This is a genomic window from Microbacterium sp. zg.Y909 (genome assembly GCF_024626565.1).
Genome location: NZ_JANJFJ010000659.1, coordinates 1 through 1,271 on the forward strand (window position 1 = coordinate 1; position 1,271 = coordinate 1,271).

The 1,271-nt window shown below is 69.4% G+C and carries 1 protein-coding gene and 4 tRNA genes; 4 read left to right on the forward strand and 1 reads right to left on the reverse strand.

The features are described from left to right. Positions 1–86: 86 nt before the first annotated feature. Positions 87–689: a response regulator gene (locus NQ160_RS23885; protein WP_257517469.1), complete on the forward strand. Its 603-nt coding sequence runs from the start codon at positions 87–89 to the stop codon at positions 687–689. A 61-nt stretch (positions 690–750) separates the two neighbouring features. On the opposite strand, the gene NQ160_RS23890 is transcribed toward NQ160_RS23885, so the two are convergent. Next, positions 751–826 (reverse strand) — tRNA-Val (locus tag NQ160_RS23890). 148 nt (positions 827–974) lie between these two features. Between NQ160_RS23890 and NQ160_RS23895 the strand changes: the two genes are divergently transcribed. From NQ160_RS23895 to NQ160_RS23905, 3 genes are all read left to right on the forward strand, one after another. Then, positions 975–1,047 (forward strand) — tRNA-Gly (locus NQ160_RS23895). Between the two features lie 53 nt (positions 1,048–1,100). Then, positions 1,101–1,174 (forward strand) — tRNA-Cys (locus tag NQ160_RS23900). A gap of 24 nt (positions 1,175–1,198) precedes the next feature. Then, positions 1,199–1,270 (forward strand) — tRNA-Val (locus NQ160_RS23905). The last annotated feature ends 1 nt before the right edge of the window (position 1,271 follow it).

The following is a 1,271-nucleotide window of genomic DNA, read 5'->3' on the forward strand; positions in this document are numbered from 1 at the left end:
GACGCCGGGGGAGTGCTCGATGTGCGCCGCGCACCGCGGGAGTTCGCCGTCAGCATGACCGTGCCCGCCCAGGTCGGGGTTCGGTCGTGATCCGGGTGCTCCTCGCCGACGACGAGGGGATGATCCGGTCGGCGTTGGCGGCGCTGCTGCGCCTGGAGGACGACATCGACGTCGTCGCCGAGTGCACCGACGGCGCCCACGCCCTAGCCGAAGCGGTGCGGCTGAAGCCGGACGTGTGCCTGCTCGACCTCGAGATGCCGCACCTGGACGGCGTCGAAGTCTCCGAGCGCCTCAGTCGCACCGTTTCCACGCGCTGCGTCATCGTGACGCGTCATGCGCGTCCGGGCGTGCTACGGCGCGCACTGGCCTCCGGTGTCGCCGGGTTCCTCCCGAAGTCCCGCGGCGCGGACGAGGTGGCCGCCGTCATCCGGCGAGTTGCCGCCGGCGCACGATACGTCGACCCCGAGATCGCCGCGGACGCGCTGAGCGACGAGCGCTGCCCGCTGACCGCGCGCGAGCTCGACGTGCTGCGGGCCGGGCGACGCGGGGAGACGACGGGGCAGATCGCCCGCACGCTGTCGCTGGCCCCCGGAACCGTGCGCAACCACGTGTCGGCGGTACTGACGAAGCTCGCCGTGGGGACCCGCCAGCAGGCGACGCTGGCCGCGGAGGAGCGCGGCTGGCTCTGAGGGCCCGGCATCCGGCTTCTGCCGGAAACGACGAAACCCCCGGGCGAACCGGGGGTCTCTGTGGTGGGCGATACCAGACTCGAACTGATGACCTCTTCCGTGTGAAGGAAGCGCGCTACCAACTGCGCCAATCGCCCGTCGCCCCGAGGGGCCTCAACGAGCATACCGGATGCCACGACCGGCTCCGAACCACGAGGGCCAGACACGCGCGGGGCGCCGCCGGTTTTGCACTCGGCGCGGAGTCGGCTAAAGTCATTCAAGTGCCGGGGAGATCCGGTGCGAAATGCGGATGTAGCGCAGTTGGTAGCGCACAACCTTGCCAAGGTTGGGGTCGCGAGTTCGAGTCTCGTCATCCGCTCGAGTGTACGGAACCTCTCCGGAGGTTCCATGGCACGTGGGGTCAAACCACACGGTGGCGTGGCCGAGCGGCTAGGCACCGGCCTGCAAAGCCGTTTACACGGGTTCGAATCCCGTCGCCACCTCCACTCAGAACTGAACAGCCCTTACGGGCGCGATTGGCGCAGCGGTAGCGCGCTTCCCTGACACGGAAGAGGTCACTGGTTCGATCCCAGTATCGCGCAC